We start from the raw sequence: 14,673 nt of genomic DNA on the forward strand, positions 1-14,673 counted from the left end.
TTAATCAGTCAGAAAAAAACAACACTTTAGTTGCGTTTTTATGTCTAATTCTGCTAAATTGAAAGTAACAAATTAGAGGAAAGTCAGGTTTTTGTTGTGAACAATATAGAAACGAATCGATTAATTTTGATTAATTACACACTGGAGATGATTCAAGCAACGATAAATGGAACAGAGGCTTTAGAAAAAGCGAGTGGCTATCAAGTATCGCCTGACTGGCCCGGAATTGATTTCTTTTTTTATTTACCTTACGTGCTAGAAAATGTAAAAAAAGATAAAAGAATGATTAAGTGGACACGTTTAGTCGTTTTAAAAAAGGAAAACAAGATTATTGGTGAAATTGGTGGTCAAGGAAATCCTAATGAAACTGGTGAAATAGAGATTGGTTACAGCATCGCTCCAGATTATCAAAATAAAGGATATATGTCAGAAGCGCTTATAGGGATGATTGCTTGGCTGGAAGAACAGCATGAAATAAAGCGTATATTTGCTAGATGCTATGAACAAAATGAAGCATCAATTCAAGTGCTTAAACATAACCATTTCGTACATATAGTAGAAAAAGATACAGAAGAAAGACAAGGAAGAGTGATGATGTGGGAATATCCAATAAAACAAACTTGATTATTATCGCCTCTGGAAAACCAAAAATATGGGATAAGCTACCGGATATTGGTCCAGTCAAAGCAAGTGAAGCATATACAGGAACGTTCCATCTTTTAAGTAAAGCATATGCGGAACAATTTGCAAATGAATATTTAATTTTGTCCCCAAAATATGGTTTTTTACAACCAGATGATATTATTATAAAAACATATGATGTTCGTTTCACCATGAAAGGGACCGGTGCAGATACGATTCAGCTCGAGGAATTAAAGGAGCAGTGGCAGAAACTACAAATAAACCCTACCGAACCAATTCCGATGATAGGCGGCAACAAGTTCAGAGGGTTATTAACAAGCATTACGGAAGGTAAACAAGTATTTAATTTCCCACTTGAGGGAGCATCAGGAATCGGTGTCATGCAGCAAAAGCTAAAGCAAGCAGTCGAAACGGGGACTTCATTAAATCGTACTGAGTAAAAGAAGTGCAGCTGTGATGAGTAAAAACATAACGCCCATATTCACATTTTTACGAATGAAGAAATAAATCGTTTGTAGCGCCATCAAAATAGCGAGTGACAGAGTGATGATGTGTAACATAAATCGACCTCCTAAATAGTAAGCGGAAAACTTAATTAAACAGTTTACGAACCTTCTCAAGTAACGAGGCAGGTTCTTCTTTTTGCTCTACTTGTGCCTCTTTATATAAATGAATGTCTTCCTTGTTTACCGCTTTTTGACAGGCGAGGACAAGGTAAACATCTGTTTCTCCTTCTAAACGAGTAACAATCGAAAATTCATGTTTACATTTTTCTGCTAGTTTAATATAAGGGCGTAAAGAATTATAATGGAGTAATCCGTTTAAGAGAAGCTTGGAGTCACTGTTTTCTAGTATTACTTTTTCTAGTTCTGGAAGATACTCTTGGGTCAAAACTTCTTCTTTTGTGAGTGCGACTAAAACGCGTTCGCGATAAGTTCCTAAATATTTTTTCTTCTCAGCGGGATTAATCTCTTTTGCCCCATACATGCCTTTTTCTAAGTAGTCATCAATATTTTCAGCCATTATATGAGCTCCTTTAACTAGTTAGTTTTCCTCTCTATTCTAACATGCATAGGGGTTTTTGCAAGTAAACAAAGAAAACCAGAAATAGGCTAGAGTAGCCATATTTCTGGTTTTTGATTAATCGATTGGGAACCACTGGAACCCGTCGCGTTGAATAAGGTCATCTGCTTCTTTTGGACCCATTGAACCGGATTTGTAGTTCGGGAAATGATCTTTCGTATTTGTCCAAACGTCTGCTACATGGTCAATAAAGTTCCATGATAGCGATACTTCATCCCAGTGAGAGAAGTAAGTCGCGTCACCACGCAAGCAGTCCAGAATTAATTTTTCGTATGCTTCAGGTGTATTCATGCCATCTGGAGAAGAATGAATGTAATTTAAGTTAACTGGCATTGTTACCATACCTTGACCAGGTTCTTTTACATTCAAATGCAGTGTAATACCTTCATCTGGTTGGATATGAATAACAAGCACATTACCACCAAGCGATTGTTGTTGGCCAAATAAGTTTAGCGGGACATCTTTAAATTGAATCGCAATTTGCGTTGTTTTCTTTGCAAGACGTTTACCGGTACGAATGTAAAATGGTACGCCAGCCCAGCGGAAATTATCGATTTCAAGTTTGGCTGCAACAAATGTTTCCGTATTGGAATGGGGATCCACATTATCTTCTTGACGGTAGCCTTTTAGTTCTTTGCCGCCTACTTCACCAGGACCGTACTGACCACGAATAAAGTTTTGATGCACTTCTTTACCTTCAAAAACGCGTAACGAACGAAGCGCGCGAACTTTTTCATGACGAATCTCGCGTGTCGTTAAATTAATTGGAGGTTCCATCGCAAGTAAGGATACTATTTGTAAGATATGGTTTTGAACCATGTCTCGAAGTGCTCCGCTTTCATCATAATAACGTCCACGGTCCTCAACGCCAAGTACTTCTGTTAAAGTGACTTGGATATTATCAATATAACGATTATTCCAAAGCGATTCAATAATTGAATTGGCAAAACGAATAACCGAAATATTTTGGATCATTTCTTTGCCTAAATAATGGTCGATACGATAAATTTCATCTTCTTTAAATGCTTGTCGAAGCGAATTATTAAGTTCTTCCGCGCTAGCTAAATCATGCCCAAATGGTTTTTCAATAATTAAACGATGAAAACCATCTGTGTCTACAAAGCCTTCTGATTTAATGCGACTTGCAATTGTTCCAAAGAAATTCGGAGCCATTGCAAGATAGAACAGGCGATTACCACCCAATTCATATTTAGCATCTAGTTCATCAGATAAATCTTTTAATGTTACATAAGATTCTTTATTTGTCACATCATGAGATTGATAGTAGAAGTGAGAAGCAAATGCATCCGCGTCTTTTTCAGAACCGTCAATGTCTTTGATAGACTCTTTTACTTTATCACGGAAGAAATCATTACTCCATTCACGACGAGCCGTTCCAATTACAGCAAAATTGTCGCCAAGAGACCCCTTACTGTATAAATGATATAGCGAAGGGTAAAGTTTGCGATTTGCCAAATCTCCCGTACCGCCAAAAATAGTAATCAGTGCTTTTTGTTCTAACTCATCTGTCATACGTCATTTACCCTCTTTCTTATTCTCTTAATGGCAAAAATTAACTGCTAAAAAAAGTTTCTTAGCTTGAAAAGAACCCCACAAAAAAAGGCCTTATTAAATGAGCTATTAATTTTCCTCATTAGTCCATACTATTTTATCCATAAAGAAGCATTTGTGCAACTGTTTGGTTCGAATATTTTTTTAATTTGACAGTTATTTCTGAATTATAAGGGTTTTTAATGTAAAAATGTTTATTTCCTGTTCGTTTAAGAATATGATAAAATAAGACACGAACTGGGAAGGGAATGGAACAAAAATGGAACTTGTTTTTTTAGGAACTGGAGCAGGCATACCGTCACGAGGCCGTAATGTCACATCCATCGCACTTTCAATGTTAAATGAACGAAATACAATTTGGCTTTTTGACTGCGGGGAAGCAACTCAACACCAAATCATGCGAAGCCAAATTAAACTAAGTAAGCTAGAAAAAATCTTTATTACTCATTTGCATGGCGATCATATTTTTGGCTTACCGGGCTTATTAAGTAGTCGTTCTTTTCAAGGTGGCGAGTCAGATTTAACCATCTATGGGCCAACTGGAATTGCCGAATATGTGGAAACTTCTTTAAGAATAAGCGGGACTAGGCTAACATATAAAATCATTTTTAATGAAATTGAACCAGGTTTAATTTTTGAAGACAAGATGTTCTCTATTACAGTCGATGAATTAGATCACGGATTACGTAGTTTTGGTTACCGTATCACCGAGAAGGATAAACAGGGTGCGCTCAATGCGGATAAATTAATAGATGATGGCGTCGAACCAGGCCCTATTTTTCAAAAACTGAAAAATGGAGAATCAGTCACATTAACTGACGGACGTGTAATTGATGGAAAAGACTACATTGATGAGCCGCAAAAGGGGAAAATCATTAGTATTTTCGGGGATACTAAAGCAACAGCAAGTGAACTTGGATTAGCGCTAAATGCTGATGTTCTAGTACACGAAGCCACGTTTGAAGGTGGTAAAGAAAAGTTAGCAGGAGAATATATGCATTCAACCACCATACAGGCAGCGACTCTTGCAAAAAAAGCCAACGTCAAAAAATTAATTTTAACCCACATCAGCTCGAGATATGATCGCGAAGCAAGCAGAGAATTATTAATGGAAGCACAATCTGTTTTTGAAAATACTGAAATAGCGTATGACTTAGCTGTTTTCCCAATTGGAGAGTGATAAAATGAACCCTTTTTTGAAAAATAAAACAGTATTAATCACTGGAGCTTCTAACGGCCTTGGTGCGGAAATTACCAGACAAGTGGCCGCATCAGGTGCGAATGTTATTATCACTGCAAGAAGTACAGAAAAACTAATTGCGTTACAGAAAGAAATAAGTAGTAATTTTTCAGTAGAAGCTGTTTATTTTACACTAGATATGACAGACTTTGAGCAAGTAAAACAAGTAAGTACTGAAATAAATGCAGCTTATCAAATCGATGTATTAGTCAACTGTGCAGGTTTTGGTTTGTTTGAAAACGTGGTTGATATTCCATTTGAAACTATTGAAAAAATGTTCGATACGAATGTCCTTGGTTTAATTCAATTAACGCAACTTATTTTACCGCAAATGCAAGCACGTAAGTCTGGTCACATTATTAACATCGCTTCTCAAGCTGCCAAAATTGCCACACCAAAATCAACTGTTTACTCAGCAACAAAATATGCAGTACTAGGTTTCTCTAATGCGCTTCGTTTAGAACTAAGCCCTGATAAAATCAAAGTTACAACGATAAATCCTGGACCTATTGCAACGAATTTTTTCGATGTAGCAGATAAATCAGGTAACTATTTAGAGACAGTTGGAAAATTAGTTTTACAACCAGAAAAAGTAGCACGAAAAACCGTACAAATTATGGGGACTAAACGACGCGAAATCAATTTACCTTTTGTAATGAATATTGCGACTCGTCTTTATCAAATAATGCCACAAGTTATCGAATTTTTCGGCAAAGGGGCATTTTTAAAGAAATAAAACGAAAGAAAATACCTTATGAAAATAGGGTGTTTTTTTCTTGTAATTAATGAGGTTAACCTTTATAATTGAATAAGAACGCTTGTTCGTTTTAAGGGAGATGCAGTTATGGATACGAGTAGAAAAATTATTCATATTGATATGGACGCTTTTTATGCATCTGTAGAACAACGCGACCATCCTGAGTTCCGAGGGAAGCCGCTTATTATTGGCGGGGACCCTAATAAACGTGGAGTTGTTGCGACTTGTTCTTATGAAGCGCGCAAATTTGGTGTGCATTCGGCTATGCCCACCAGGCAAGCTGCTAAACTTTGTCCGAATGGCATTTTTATTCACGGCAATATGGCTCATTATGTAGAGGTTTCTAATCAAATCCGCGAAATCTTTTCCAGATATACGGATATTATCGAACCACTCTCCTTAGATGAAGCTTATCTAGATGTAACTGAAAATAAAAAAGGAATGAAATCCGCCACAATGGTTGCACGCGAGATTCAGCAGACGATTTATCATGAGCTTGGTCTAACCGCTTCTGCCGGTGTTTCATTTAATAAATTTATCGCAAAAATCGCTTCTGATTTTAAAAAACCTGCTGGTATTACGGTAGTTACGCCCGAAGAAGCAGAAGCCTTTTTAGAACAAATACCAGTCACTAAATTTTATGGGGTAGGAAAAGTAACCGCAGAAAAATTGCACCGTTTGGGAATTGAAACGGGAGCGGATTTGAAGAAGTGGAGCGAGTGGGACCTTATTCGTGAATTACACAAACACGGCTATCAATTATATCGACATGTTCGTGGCCGTTCAAACAACATTGTGAACCCGCATCGTGATCGCAAATCTGTTGGCAAAGAAACCACTTTTGAATTTAATGTCTTAGATAGCCGAATTCTCGAACAAAGCCTCATGCAATTCGCCAAAAAAGTAGAAGAACGGCTCATCAAATTACAAAAACATGGCAAGACGGTAGTACTAAAACTACGCTACAGTGACTTTACAACCATTACTAAACGACTTACTTTAAACGAATATACCAATGATGCAAGCCAAATTTATCAAGCGGCAGCCCTTCTTTTAAGAGAAAGCTATACTGGTCAGGATAGTATTCGCTTGATTGGACTTACCGTAACCAATTTAAAACCCGTTTATTTTGAGAATTTACGTTTAGAAGGATTATAAAAAGACTAGCACGGATTAGGTGCTAGTCTTTTGTTTATTTCATTTCCAGTAAACGTTCTTTCAGTTCTTGCTCCATTGTAACTAGTTCTTTCTCTGCTACAGCACGTTTAGCACGGCCTTCTTGTTGGATTTTAAGTGTTTCTTGCAAGGTTTCAATTAAGCTGGACTGAGTTTCTTTAAGTGTTTCGATGTCCACGATACCTCTTTCATTTTCACGCGCTGTTTCGATCGCGTTTGTTTTTAGCATATCGGCATTTCGTTTTAGAAGTTCGTTCGTTGTTTCAGAAACTTGGCGTTGAGCAGCTACAGCTTGTTGTTGACGAAGCAACGTAAGCGCGATGGCTACTTGGTTTTTCCAAAGCGGAATTGCAGTCATAATGGAAGACTGAATTTTTTCAGCGAGTGCTTGGTTTGTATTTTGGATTAAACGGATTTGCGGCGCTTGTTGGATAGTGATTTGACGACTTAAGCGTAAATCATATACACGCTTATCAAGCCGGTCCGCAAATTGCGTTAAATCATTCACTTCTTGATAATCCATTTGGTCGCCAGTTTGTTCTGCTTTTTTGCGAAGTTCTGGGAGCATTTTTGTATTGATTTCTTCTAATTTTAATTCTCCAGCAGCAATATAAATATTAAGTGCTTGGAAGTAATCTTTATTTTTATCATAAAGCTGTTCTAGGAAAGAATTATCTTCCATTAAACGCTTTTTGGAATGTTCCAGTTTCAACGCGATGCGGTCAATTTGGGTACCAATTTTTTGATATTTAGAAGTGATTTCATTGATGGATTGTTTAACTCGGTGGAACATTTTTGTGAAGACGTTTTTGTTGCGAGCAGCTAGTTCATCTGGGTCGGCTTCTTGCAAGCGGAACATTAAATCACTAATAATATCGCCAATTGGCCCAACATCTTGCTTTTGCACATGAGCTAACATCGAGTGTGAAAAGTCATGCAGTTTGGCTTGTGCAGGTGCTCCGTAACCAAGAATGGCTGATTGGTTTCCTGGTTCGATTTGTTTGGATAATTCTAAGGCTTGTTTTTTATTAGTTTCTGTAAGCATATCTACTAAGCGGGGAGCCGCATCTGTTTCGCTATTTACGATACTACTTGCTGTTTCAGTGTCTGATCCAAAAGGGTTTGCAAGAAGGTCATCTAAGGTTTGATTAAACTCTTTTTCCACTACTAAATCTTTTAATTCATTTGTTTCTTCACTTGGCTTGTTCTCGGTCATCTTTTGTACCCCTTTCGAATTTCTTTTTCTGTTTGGAAATGGAGTTTTTCGCTACTTCTAATTCAAAATCAAGATTGTTTACATCTTGATTTAAAAGTGTAAATAAATCCTTTTCAATAACACGACTTAAATCATTTAAAAGTGTGCGCGTATCAGAAAGTGTTTGATAAATTTTCTTGTCTTTTACAGGTTGTTTTTCTAAGAAAGCATATTTTTCGGTTAGCTCTACTAAAGAGTCAAGATGAGAGAAAAAGAAATCTTCTGCTTCATAAAAACGTTTAGGTTCTTCTTTTACAATGCCATAAATTCTTTTAGTAAGTAAAAGCGTTTTGTTGCGCTCTTGAAAAGAATAAAGTGCTTTGTTTTGTGTCATAATTTTTTGAAGACGGATAATTTTCACGCGTGCTTCTTCTAAGTTAGTACGAATATATTTATATTCTTTCTTGGTTAATCCAGTTGCAATCATTTGTGCCCGGTCTCCAGCTTTGGATGAAAAGAAAAATAGGATAGCTGCAACAGCGATAACGATTGTTGCAATTACCAAGCCACTTTGAATCAGTGAAGTAAGAATACCACCCAAAATAATGACAAGTAAAATAGAACCTGTGAATGCTAATATCTTTTTAAAAACGGTCATTATACATCTTCTCCTTTAAGTACCTGTTTAAAAGGTCCGCTTTTCTTAATAGTATATTTTTCTAAAAATAAAGATTGATGGAATGTAACTACCATTTAAGTATATTTAGTATGCAAGCACTAAGCAAGTAGCAGGGTTTTTATATTTTAGAAAGTGTCCTTTATTTGTTCTTATCATACCATATTTAGAAAATAGATGTTATCAGTCGTGCGATGTAAATTAAACTCGGACTTAGTTATGTTATAATGAAAAAAACGAGGAGTAGGTGGCATAAATGGACTCATTGGAGGAGAAAACGATTCATACAAAAAAGATTTTTAACGGCAATATTATCGAACTGCAAGTAGATGATGTAGAGCTGCCAAATGGAGAAAAAAGCAAGCGCGAAATCGTCAAACATCCCGGTGCTGTGGCAATTATACCTTTTTCATCAGATGGAGGAATGTACTTAGTAGAACAATTCCGAAAACCGCTCGAAAAAACTATTATCGAAATTCCAGCTGGTAAAATGGAACCAGGGGAGCATCACTCGATAACTGCAAGACGTGAGTTGGAAGAAGAAACAGGTTTTCAGTCGGATGATTTAATGTATCTTACTTCCTTTTATACATCACCAGGATTTGCTGATGAACTTTTACATATTTATGTAGCACGCGATCTTCGGAAAATGGAACAACCACTGGCGCAAGATGCCGATGAATTTATTAATTTGGTCAAAGTAATGCCAGAAGAAGCAGAACAATTAATAGAGCAACAACTCATTTTTGACGCTAAAACAATGTATGCCATGCAATACTGGAAATTACAACTATTAATAGAAGAAAAAGACTAAATATTTTTTTAAAAAATGAATGTGCATCTGATAACTTCCTGATAATATGGCCATTAGTCTAATAAACTAAAAAATAACCATTAAACTTCCTTAGTTTATAAGTGGTTATTTTTTTGTGAAGATAAGTTATACTTTATTATTGACTACCTGGTCAAAAGAGATTATACTCAAGTTGACTAAGTGGTCAATATGAGTTTGGAGGAGAGAACATGGAAGCAATTAAAGTGGAGTCGCTCACAAAAAACTACCATAAAAAGCGAGCAATTGAAAATGTGAATTTATCTGTAAATGAAGGTGAACTATACGGCTTTATTGGGCCAAATGGTGCAGGGAAATCAACAACTATCAAAGTCTTATTGAATTTTATTTATGCAACGAGCGGAAGTGCTACCGTTCTTGGAAAAGATGTTGTGAAAGATTCAGCTGAAATCAAGAAAATGGTCGGCTATGTGCCTAGTGAAGTCCGCTATTATCCACAAATGACGGCAAATGATATTATCCACTACGCTGCCAAATTCCATCATATTGAAAATGCAGCGCAAAAAATGAACAAGTACTATGAGATGTTTTCGATTGATCCGAAAAAACGCTTTGGAGAAATGTCGCTTGGAAATAAGAAAAAAGTAGCGATTGTTGCTGGACTTATTACCGAACCGCAATTATTTATTTTGGATGAACCAACGAACGGTCTTGACCCTTTGATGCAACATTATTTATTTAAAGAAATGACCGAGCGGAATAAAGAGGGGATGACGATTTTTCTTTCAAGTCATAATTTACGTGAGGTTCAAGAATACTGCACGAGAGCGGCTTTTATTCGAAATGGGAACATTATCGCGGTGGAAGACATCGCCAATCAGCAAATGACTGGCAAAGTGATTGCGCTTAAAGGGATGAATTTGCCCCTAGAAAAATTAACGAATGCGGGTGCAAGAATTATCGAAAATGAAACAGGCAAAGCACGACTTATTTTTGATGAGGATATCAAAACAATTTTGCCATTACTACAAGAAAAAGAAATTACGGATTTAACGATTACCAATCAAGAGCTGGAAGATAAATTTATGACATTATATGAAGGGGGAGAAGTCAAGTGAACATCTTACACATTGAATGGAAAACAAGAATAAAAAGTCTAATTGTTTGGGCTGTAGTGGTGATTGTGATTTTAGGTGTGTTTATGGCTTTCTTCCCTAGTATGCAAACTAGTGGGATGCAAGATTTAGTTAATACGAAGATGAATGCACTTCCGCAAGATATGATGAAAATTTTGCATATGGATTCGATGGCGGATTTGACGAATATCGATGCATATTTTGCTTATGTTTTTCAATATATCTTTATTGCAGCTTGTGTCTATGCGGCATTAATAGGTGCGCAGGCATTGATAAAAGAAGAAACGGATGGCACGATTGAATTTTTATACGCGCAACCAATTACTCGAACAAGCCTCGTTTTTTGGAAAATGATTGGTAATATGTTATCGTTTGTAGCTTTTTGGGCGATTACGTTTGTGGCCTCTGTAGTGCTTGTTCTTTTCTTAAAGCCGAGTGGGGTAGATAGTGGTGGTTTAGTAATGGAACTGGTGCGCGTCTTTTCTAGTGAGTTATTGGTGGCTGCTGTATTTATGAGCGCGGGCTTTATGGTTTCATCGGTGCTTCGTTCTGCTAAGCAAGCCTCTCCAGTCGCACTTGCGCTTGTGTTCTTAACATATATTTTAGGAATTATGGCTGGTTTAAATGATAAGGTCGATTTCTTCAAATATTTTTCACCAATCAACTATGCAATTCCGTCGGAGATTATGGATAAAGGAATTACAGGAACCAATGTACTGATTTCTTGTGGAGTGATTGTCGTGATGGTTGCTATGACATTTGTTCTTTATAGGAAAAAGGATTTGAAAGTATAATGGATGAAAAACGATTAAAAATTTTAGAAGCAGCAATGGAAGAATTTACGGAAAAAGGATATCAGGCAGCTAGTACGAATAAAATTTGCAAAAAAGCTGGGGTTTCGAAAGGGCTTATTTTTCACTATTTTGGTTCTAAGGAAAAGCTTTATATTGCGGCAGTTAGTTATGCGGTTGATTTTGCGACCAATGAGGTTCGTTTGGAAGGAGAACATTGGGGTGACTTTGTCGAAATGGCGATTTGGTCAACGAAGATGAAACTGGATTTTAATCGTAAATACCCCGCTGTGTTTGGCTTAATTATGCAGGCTTATGGAAACCCGCCAATAGAATTAAAGGGTAAGCTAGATGGCTTTTTTGATAAGGCGATTGAGCGGTCAGAGGCGCAAATGAATCAAGTTTTAAGTGAGATGAAGTTGAAAAAAGAGGTGAATATGAATGCAGCGCGTAAAGTGATGGCGGCTCTTTTTAAACATATTACAGAGACGAGTACTATATACTTACAAAGCCATCCCAATGCGACGATGGAAGATTTTGTCCCACTTGCGAATGATTTTACGGAAATGATGCGAATTGTTGAATTTGGGATATGCGAAGAAAAAAAGGATTTGGGCGATTGAGCCCAAATCCTTTTTTTAACCAATAAAGCTTTCGTGATGGGTACTAATCATTGCTTCATCTGCGGCAGTTGGTTCTAAATATTTTTTCGCGCTATTAATCGCGATTGGCCCTTCATGAAGTCCTGCTGCGATGATGCGTATTTTCCGAGGATAGGTGGCACTATCTCCACAAGCAAAAATGCCAGGCACCGTCGTTTTCATTTCATCATCCACAACAATACCGAAATCCGCTTGTTCAAATCCCCATTTAGCCATGGTTCCAAGGTCTACTTTTACCCCATGATTAATGAAAAGTGCATCTGTTTCAATTGTTTTTATCGTTTGGGTTTGATTACAGCATACCGTAATTTTATTTAACTGATTGTTCTTTCCGATTAGTTCGCTGATTTCATGGTGGATATGGATTTCAACGCGAGAATTTTTAAGCTCACGGATACTTTCCTCGTGGGCTTTAAAATCTTCACCGCGGTAAATAAGGTGTACTTGTTTGGCGATTGGTTCGAGCGTCTGCGCCCAGTCAATAGCGGAGTTTCCACCACCGGAAACCGCCACTACTTTGTCGCGAAATTGCTCGATGTTTTTTACATCATAATGTATTGCTAATGGAAAATCTTCCGCGTGCACAGCTTCAAGCTTATTGACTTCAAATGTACCACTACCTGTTGCAATAACTATCGTTTTAGAAAAATGAATCGAGCCATTATGCGAAGTTAGTTGAAAAGTTCCGTCTGTTAGTTTGATCACATCAACAATTCGCTCACGGCAAACAATAGTAGGATGAAATGTCTCTGCTTGTTCTTTTAAATTTGCGATAAGATCTGCGCCGGTAATAGCTGGAATACCGCCGACATCGCGAATGATTTTTTCTGGGAAAAAGTAGCGCACTTTGCCACCAACATCTGTTTCAGCATCAATGATTTTTGTTTTCATGGAACGCAGGCCACTATAAAATGCGGAAAATAGCCCGATTGGACCGCCGCCAATAATGGTTACATCATATACTTCATTTAGCAATGGAATCAAGCTCCTTTACAATTTCGCAACCGTTGCAAGTTTCGTATGGGAGACAAAGAGGGACACCGCTGCGTGGGTCAATTAAAATATCTGCTTTAATATTAAAAACGTCTTCTAACGTTTCTTCTGTCATTACATTAACGGGTGAACCTTCTGCAACTACTTTTCCTTCTTTAATAGCAATCATATGATGAGCATAACGAGATGCGTGATTTAAATCATGAACAACCATGACGATTGTACGGTTTTCTGATTGATTTAACTGTTTGAGTAGGTTAAGAACATCTAGTTGGTGGGTCATGTCTAAGAAGGTTGTCGGTTCATCCAGAAATAACACATCTGTCTCTTGCGCAAGAGACATTGCAATCCAAGCGCGTTGCCGTTGCCCCCCAGATAAGCTATCAATCGGCCGGTCTGCAAACTCAGTTAAATTCGTCACGCGTAATGACCAAAAAATAATTTCCCGATCTTTTGCAGTAATTGATTTAAAACTGCTTTGATGCGGAGAACGCCCATAAGAAATTAATTCGAATACTGTCAAACCATCAGGTGCTGAAGGATTTTGCGGCAAGATAGCTAATTGTTTGGCAATTTCTCGTGTCGGTTCATTATGAATTTTCTTGCCGTCTAAGTAAACAGCGCCTTTACTAGGTTTCATCAAGCGGGACATCGTCTTTAAAATAGTTGATTTCCCGGAACCATTTGCACCAACTAAGGCAGTTATTTTATTAGCAGGAATGGCTATATCTAAACCATCAACAATGATTCGTTTGTCGTATGAAATTTGTAAGTTATCTGTATGAAGGTCTTTCATTTTCATCGCTCCAATTTAAAGTTAAGGTGATAATCATTCTCAATGGTTAAGTATAGAGTTTTTACGTTAAAGATGCAAGCGATACTTTGTCAGAGAAGATTTGCACTTTAAAGCTAAAGTTGCTATACTAACTGAGAATTATTATCAATTACAGGAGGGGTTCATTTGAAAAAAGGTTTAATTTTACTCGTATTAATGCTTTTAACTACAGTAGTTTTGGCTGCTTGTGGAGAAAGTAAAACGGCAGGAAATGACAAGGTCGAAATGCGTACATATACAATGGCAAATGGAAAGAAAGTAGAAATTCCGGCACATCCGAAACGTATTGTGGCTTCGGAATACTTAGGAAATATCGTTTTGCTTGGGATAAAGCCGGTTGGGGCTAGAGCGAAACAAATCGAAAATCCGTTTTTGAAAGGAAAAGTGGATGGGATTCAAGATATTGGCGATCCAGTTTCAGCGGAAAAAGTAGCAGAATTAAAACCAGATTTAATTGTCGTTTCCAAAGAAGATGAATATGAAAAAATGTCTAAAATTGCGCCAACCGTGTTAATCCCGTATGCGACTTCTAAAAATGTGGAAGAAGATGTGCGGCAAATTGCAGATTTAGTCGGTGAAAAGAAAGCCGGAGAAGCTTGGCTTGAGAAGTTTCATCAAAAAGCCAAAGAAAGTAGAGCAAAGTTAGCAGGAAAACTTGATTCAAATGAAACAGTCGGAATTTATGAAGTACAAGATAAAGATTTTTATGTAATGGGAGAAAATATGGGCCGTGGTGGTCAAGCGATATATAATGCTTTACAACTAAAAGCACCAGCCAAAATTCAAAAAGATGTATTAGATGGTCAAGACTGGCAAAAAATTTCTCTAGAAGTATTACCTGAGTTTGCAGCAGATAGAATGTTTGTAACAAATACATCTTCTGGAAGCGCTAAAGACGGAGAGAAAACGTTGAAAGAGTTAACCGACTCACCAATTTGGAAAAATCTCCCGACATTTAAAGCAGGACATGTCTACCAAATGGATTTTGACACAATGTTTTATTATGATCCTATAGCTATAGAAGGACAGTTGGATATTATTGTCGAGAAGTTACTTGAATCTAACTAAAGATTGCGCTTAGTGAACGATATTGATATAATTTTCTTTACGATTGATAATTAT

General features: G+C 37.1%; 17 protein-coding genes. 10 read left to right on the plus strand and 7 right to left on the minus strand.

All coding sequences use genetic code 11. The features are described from left to right. Window positions 1-96 precede the first annotated feature (96 nt). Together HCB45_RS00760 and HCB45_RS00765 are read left to right on the plus strand one after the other, a co-directional pair. Window positions 97-624, plus strand: a complete 528-nt coding sequence (locus HCB45_RS00760; protein ID WP_185319176.1) for a GNAT family N-acetyltransferase — start codon at window positions 97-99, stop codon at window positions 622-624. Beyond that, window positions 597-1,082 carry a DUF6884 domain-containing protein gene (locus HCB45_RS00765; RefSeq protein WP_185618323.1) on the plus strand — a complete coding sequence of 162 codons (486 nt, stop codon included), beginning with the start codon at window positions 597-599 and terminating at the stop codon, window positions 1,080-1,082. Before HCB45_RS00760 ends, HCB45_RS00765 begins: the two co-directional genes overlap by 28 nt. Here HCB45_RS00765 and HCB45_RS00770 read toward each other — a convergent pair. From HCB45_RS00770 to zwf, 3 genes are all read right to left on the minus strand, one after another. Next, window positions 1,065-1,202: a hypothetical protein gene (locus tag HCB45_RS00770; RefSeq protein ID WP_003727979.1), complete on the minus strand. Its 138-nt coding sequence runs from the start codon at window positions 1,200-1,202 to the stop codon at window positions 1,065-1,067. The genes HCB45_RS00765 and HCB45_RS00770 overlap by 18 nt on opposite strands. Window positions 1,203-1,233: 31 nt before the next feature. Continuing rightward, on the minus strand, window positions 1,234-1,665 hold the full coding sequence (locus HCB45_RS00775) for a YueI family protein (RefSeq protein ID WP_185319174.1): 432 nt from the start codon (window positions 1,663-1,665) through the stop codon (window positions 1,234-1,236). A gap of 117 nt (window positions 1,666-1,782) precedes the next feature. Further along, window positions 1,783-3,258 carry a glucose-6-phosphate dehydrogenase gene (zwf, locus tag HCB45_RS00780; protein ID WP_003767646.1) on the minus strand — a complete coding sequence of 492 codons (1,476 nt, stop codon included), beginning with the start codon at window positions 3,256-3,258 and terminating at the stop codon, window positions 1,783-1,785. Between the two features lie 298 nt (window positions 3,259-3,556). On the opposite strand from zwf, the gene rnz reads away from it, so the two are divergent. The 3 genes from rnz (at window position 3,557) to dinB (ending at window position 6,452) form a co-directional block, all read left to right on the plus strand. After that, a complete protein-coding gene (gene rnz / locus HCB45_RS00785) occupies window positions 3,557-4,477 on the plus strand; it encodes a ribonuclease Z (RefSeq protein ID WP_185618325.1) in 921 nt (306 codons plus the stop codon). Window positions 4,478-4,481: 4 nt separating this feature from the next. Beyond that, window positions 4,482-5,273: an SDR family NAD(P)-dependent oxidoreductase gene (locus tag HCB45_RS00790; RefSeq protein ID WP_185618327.1), complete on the plus strand. Its 792-nt coding sequence runs from the start codon at window positions 4,482-4,484 to the stop codon at window positions 5,271-5,273. 108 nt (window positions 5,274-5,381) lie between these two features. Next, window positions 5,382-6,452 (plus strand): DNA polymerase IV, encoded by a 1,071-nt coding sequence (gene dinB, locus HCB45_RS00795; protein WP_185618338.1) that lies wholly within the window; start codon window positions 5,382-5,384, stop codon window positions 6,450-6,452. Window positions 6,453-6,486: 34 nt separating this feature from the next. Here dinB and HCB45_RS00800 read toward each other — a convergent pair whose 3' ends face one another. Beyond that, window positions 6,487-7,686 carry a toxic anion resistance protein gene (locus HCB45_RS00800; protein WP_185618340.1) on the minus strand — a complete coding sequence of 400 codons (1,200 nt, stop codon included), beginning with the start codon at window positions 7,684-7,686 and terminating at the stop codon, window positions 6,487-6,489. Continuing rightward, window positions 7,664-8,323 carry a 5-bromo-4-chloroindolyl phosphate hydrolysis family protein gene (locus tag HCB45_RS00805; RefSeq protein ID WP_003767630.1) on the minus strand — a complete coding sequence of 220 codons (660 nt, stop codon included), beginning with the start codon at window positions 8,321-8,323 and terminating at the stop codon, window positions 7,664-7,666. The genes HCB45_RS00800 and HCB45_RS00805 overlap by 23 nt, the downstream gene beginning before the upstream one ends. Before the next feature lie 274 nt (window positions 8,324-8,597). Here HCB45_RS00805 and HCB45_RS00810 point away from each other — a divergent pair, with 274 nt between their 5' ends. The 4 genes from HCB45_RS00810 to timR all read left to right on the plus strand — a co-directional run bounded on the left by HCB45_RS00810 (window position 8,598) and on the right by timR (window position 11,684). Beyond that, on the plus strand, window positions 8,598-9,155 hold the full coding sequence (locus HCB45_RS00810) for an NUDIX hydrolase (protein ID WP_185618342.1): 558 nt from the start codon (window positions 8,598-8,600) through the stop codon (window positions 9,153-9,155). Between the two features lie 209 nt (window positions 9,156-9,364). Then, a complete protein-coding gene (gene timA, locus HCB45_RS00815) occupies window positions 9,365-10,252 on the plus strand; it encodes a macrodiolide ABC transporter ATP-binding protein TimA (protein ID WP_185618344.1) in 888 nt (295 codons plus the stop codon). After that, window positions 10,249-11,064, plus strand: a complete 816-nt coding sequence (gene timB / locus HCB45_RS00820) for a macrodiolide ABC transporter permease TimB (RefSeq protein WP_185618346.1) — start codon at window positions 10,249-10,251, stop codon at window positions 11,062-11,064. Before timA ends, timB begins: the two co-directional genes overlap by 4 nt. Next, window positions 11,064-11,684: a macrodiolide transporter TimAB transcriptional regulator TimA gene (timR, locus tag HCB45_RS00825; RefSeq protein WP_185618348.1), complete on the plus strand. Its 621-nt coding sequence runs from the start codon at window positions 11,064-11,066 to the stop codon at window positions 11,682-11,684. The genes timB and timR overlap by 1 nt, the downstream gene beginning before the upstream one ends. Window positions 11,685-11,699: 15 nt before the next feature. On the opposite strand, the gene HCB45_RS00830 is transcribed toward timR, so the two are convergent. Both HCB45_RS00830 and HCB45_RS00835 read right to left on the minus strand, forming a co-directional pair. Next, on the minus strand, window positions 11,700-12,698 hold the full coding sequence (locus tag HCB45_RS00830) for an NAD(P)/FAD-dependent oxidoreductase (RefSeq protein WP_185618349.1): 999 nt from the start codon (window positions 12,696-12,698) through the stop codon (window positions 11,700-11,702). Then, on the minus strand, window positions 12,688-13,512 hold the full coding sequence (locus tag HCB45_RS00835; protein WP_010991738.1) for an ABC transporter ATP-binding protein: 825 nt from the start codon (window positions 13,510-13,512) through the stop codon (window positions 12,688-12,690). Before HCB45_RS00835 ends, HCB45_RS00830 begins: the two co-directional genes overlap by 11 nt. A 165-nt stretch (window positions 13,513-13,677) precedes the next feature. Here HCB45_RS00835 and HCB45_RS00840 point away from each other — a divergent pair, with 165 nt between their 5' ends. Continuing rightward, window positions 13,678-14,619: an iron-hydroxamate ABC transporter substrate-binding protein gene (locus HCB45_RS00840; RefSeq protein WP_185618351.1), complete on the plus strand. Its 942-nt coding sequence runs from the start codon at window positions 13,678-13,680 to the stop codon at window positions 14,617-14,619. Window positions 14,620-14,673 lie beyond the last annotated feature (54 nt).

Origin of the sequence: Listeria farberi, assembly GCF_014229245.1 — a bacterium.
Classification (GTDB): domain Bacteria; phylum Bacillota; class Bacilli; order Lactobacillales; family Listeriaceae; genus Listeria; species Listeria farberi.

Coding starts and splice junctions, on each gene's coding strand:
- HCB45_RS00770 (WP_003727979.1), bottom strand. CDS start 1,202: ATGTTACACATCATCACTCTGTCACTCGCTATTTTGATGGCGCTACAA.
- HCB45_RS00835 (WP_010991738.1), bottom strand. CDS start 13,512: ATGAAAGACCTTCATACAGATAACTTACAAATTTCATACGACAAACGA.
- HCB45_RS00790 (WP_185618327.1), top strand. CDS start 4,482: ATGAACCCTTTTTTGAAAAATAAAACAGTATTAATCACTGGAGCTTCT.
- HCB45_RS00810 (WP_185618342.1), top strand. CDS start 8,598: ATGGACTCATTGGAGGAGAAAACGATTCATACAAAAAAGATTTTTAAC.
- timA (WP_185618344.1), top strand. CDS start 9,365: ATGGAAGCAATTAAAGTGGAGTCGCTCACAAAAAACTACCATAAAAAG.
- zwf (WP_003767646.1), bottom strand. CDS start 3,258: ATGACAGATGAGTTAGAACAAAAAGCACTGATTACTATTTTTGGCGGT.
- dinB (WP_185618338.1), top strand. CDS start 5,382: ATGGATACGAGTAGAAAAATTATTCATATTGATATGGACGCTTTTTAT.
- HCB45_RS00805 (WP_003767630.1), bottom strand. CDS start 8,323: ATGACCGTTTTTAAAAAGATATTAGCATTCACAGGTTCTATTTTACTT.
- HCB45_RS00775 (WP_185319174.1), bottom strand. CDS start 1,665: ATGGCTGAAAATATTGATGACTACTTAGAAAAAGGCATGTATGGGGCA.
- rnz (WP_185618325.1), top strand. CDS start 3,557: ATGGAACTTGTTTTTTTAGGAACTGGAGCAGGCATACCGTCACGAGGC.
- HCB45_RS00800 (WP_185618340.1), bottom strand. CDS start 7,686: ATGACCGAGAACAAGCCAAGTGAAGAAACAAATGAATTAAAAGATTTA.
- timR (WP_185618348.1), top strand. CDS start 11,064: ATGGATGAAAAACGATTAAAAATTTTAGAAGCAGCAATGGAAGAATTT.